The organism is Xenorhabdus miraniensis, from assembly GCF_002632615.1.
The window spans coordinates 416,271-419,248 of record NZ_NITZ01000001.1 but is presented as its reverse complement, the minus strand read 5'-3'; the positions used below and the strand labels follow the sequence as shown (position 1 = coordinate 419,248).

Here is a 2,978-nt window from a genome sequence, read left to right as displayed (position 1 = left end):
TGATGAGTCTCTCAACCCTGCAATCTGAAGACACCTTCGGGTTGTGAGGTTAAGCGAATAAGCGTACACGGTGGATGCCTAGGCAGTCAGAGGCGATGAAGGGCGTGCTAATCTGCGAAAAGCGCCGGTCAGGTGATAGGAACCGCAATACCCGGCGATACCCGAATGGGGAAACCCAGTGCAATCCGTTGCACTATCATTCACTGAATCCATAGGTGAATGAGGCGAACCGGGGGAACTGAAACATCTCAGTACCCCGAGGAAAAGAAATCAACCGAGATTCCCCCAGTAGCGGCGAGCGAACGGGGAACAGCCCAGAGCCAGCATCAGCATCAGCGCCAGGAGAACGGTCTGGAAAGGCCGGCAGTAAAGGGTGATAGCCCCGTATCCGAAGACGCTGGTATTGTGAGCTCGAAGAGTAGGGCGGGACACGTGGTATCCTGTCTGAATAGGGGGGGACCATCCTCCAAGGCTAAATACTCCTGACTGACCGATAGTGAACCAGTACCGTGAGGGAAAGGCGAAAAGAACCCCGGCGAGGGGAGTGAAAGAGAACCTGAAACCGTGTACGTACAAGCAGTGGGAGCACCCTTTGCGGGTGTGACTGCGTACCTTTTGTATAATGGGTCAGCGACTTATATTCTGTAGCAAGGTTAACCGTTTAGGGGAGCCGCAGGGAAACCGAGTCTTAACTGGGCGTTAAGTTGCAGGGTATAGACCCGAAACCCGGTGATCTAGCCATGGGCAGGTTGAAGGTTGGGTAACACTAACTGGAGGACCGAACCGACTAATGTTGAAAAATTAGCGGATGACTTGTGGCTGGGGGTGAAAGGCCAATCAAACCGGGAGATAGCTGGTTCTCCCCGAAAGCTATTTAGGTAGCGCCTCGTGAACTCATCTTCGGGGGTAGAGCACTGTTTCGGCTAGGGGGTCATCCCGACTTACCAACCCGATGCAAACTGCGAATACCGGAGAATGTTATCACGGGAGACACACGGCGGGTGCTAACGTCCGTCGTGAAGAGGGAAACAACCCAGACCGCCAGCTAAGGTCCCCAAGTCATGGTTAAGTGGGAAACGAAGTGGGAAGGCTCAGACAGCCAGGATGTTGGCTTAGAAGCAGCCATCATTTAAAGAAAGCGTAATAGCTCACTGGTCGAGTCGGCCTGCGCGGAAGATGTAACGGGGCTAAACCATGCACCGAAGCTGCGGCAGCGGCACGAATGTGTTGTTGGGTAGGGGAGCGTTCTGTAAGCCTGCGAAGGTGTGCCGTGAGGCATGCTGGAGGTATCAGAAGTGCGAATGCTGACATAAGTAACGATAAAGCGGGTGAAAAACCCGCTCGCCGGAAGACCAAGGGTTCCTGTCCAACGTTAATCGGGGCAGGGTGAGTCGACCCCTAAGGCGAGGCCGACAGGCGTAGTCGATGGGAAACAGGTTAATATTCCTGTACTCGGTGTTACTGCGAAGGGGGGACGGAGAAGGCTAGGCCAGCCGGGCGACGGTCGTCCCGGTTTAAGCGTGTAGGTGTGTGCTCCTGGCAAATCCGGAGTACTGCAACACTGAGGCGTAATGACGAGGCACTACGGTGCTGAAGTGGTTGATGCCCTGCTTCCAGGAAAAGCCTCTAAGCACCAGGTAACACTGAATCGTACCCCAAACCGACACAGGTGGTCAGGTAGAGAATACTCAGGCGCTTGAGAGAACTCGGGTGAAGGAACTAGGCAAAATGGTGCCGTAACTTCGGGAGAAGGCACGCTGGCATTAGGTGAAGAGACATGCGCTCGGAGCTGAAGCCAGTCGCAGATACCAGCTGGCTGCAACTGTTTAATAAAAACACAGCACTGTGCAAACACGAAAGTGGACGTATACGGTGTGACGCCTGCCCGGTGCTGGAAGGTTAATTGATGGGGTCAGCCGCAAGGCGAAGCTCTTGATCGAAGCCCCAGTAAACGGCGGCCGTAACTATAACGGTCCTAAGGTAGCGAAATTCCTTGTCGGGTAAGTTCCGACCTGCACGAATGGCGTAATGATGGCCAGGCTGTCTCCACCCGAGACTCAGTGAAATTGAACTCGCTGTGAAGATGCAGTGTACCCGCGGCAAGACGGAAAGACCCCGTGAACCTTTACTATAGCTTGACACTGAACCTTGAGCCTTGATGTGTAGGATAGGTGGGAGGCTTTGAAGTGTGGACGCCAGTCTGCATGGAGCCATCCTTGAAATACCACCCTTGAATGTTTGATGTTCTAACGTAGGCCCGTGACCCGGGCTGCGGACAGTGTCTGGTGGGTAGTTTGACTGGGGCGGTCTCCTCCCAAAGCGTAACGGAGGAGCACGAAGGTTAGCTAATCACGGTCGGACATCGTGAGGTTAGTGCAAAGGCATAAGCTGGCTTGACTGCGAGAGTGACGGCTCGAGCAGGTACGAAAGTAGGTCTTAGTGATCCGGTGGTTCTGCATGGAAGGGCCATCGCTCAACGGATAAAAGGTACTCCGGGGATAACAGGCTGATACCGCCCAAGAGTTCATATCGACGGCGGTGTTTGGCACCTCGATGTCGGCTCATCACATCCTGGGGCTGAAGTAGGTCCCAAGGGTATGGCTGTTCGCCATTTAAAGTGGTACGCGAGCTGGGTTTAGAACGTCGTGAGACAGTTCGGTCCCTATCTGCCGTGGGCGCTGGAAGATTGAAAGGGGCTGCTCCTAGTACGAGAGGACCGGAGTGGACGCACCACTGGTGTTCGGGTTGTCATGCCAATGGCATTGCCCGGTAGCTAAGTGCGGCAGAGATAACCGCTGAAAGCATCTAAGCGGGAAACTTGCCTTGAGATGAGTCTTCCCTTGTCCCTTGAGGACACTGAAGGAACGTCCGAGACGAGGACGTGGATAGGCTGGGTGTGTAAGCGTTGCGAGACGTTGAGCTAACCAGTACTAATGAACCGTGCGGCTTAACCTGACAACACCGAAGGTGTTTTGGGT

General features: G+C 54.3%; 1 rRNA gene. It reads left to right on the top strand.

Annotated features, from left to right (window positions below):
• Positions 1-47 precede the first annotated feature (47 nt).
• Positions 48-2,955 (top strand): 23S ribosomal RNA (locus tag Xmir_RS34760).
• Positions 2,956-2,978 lie beyond the last annotated feature (23 nt).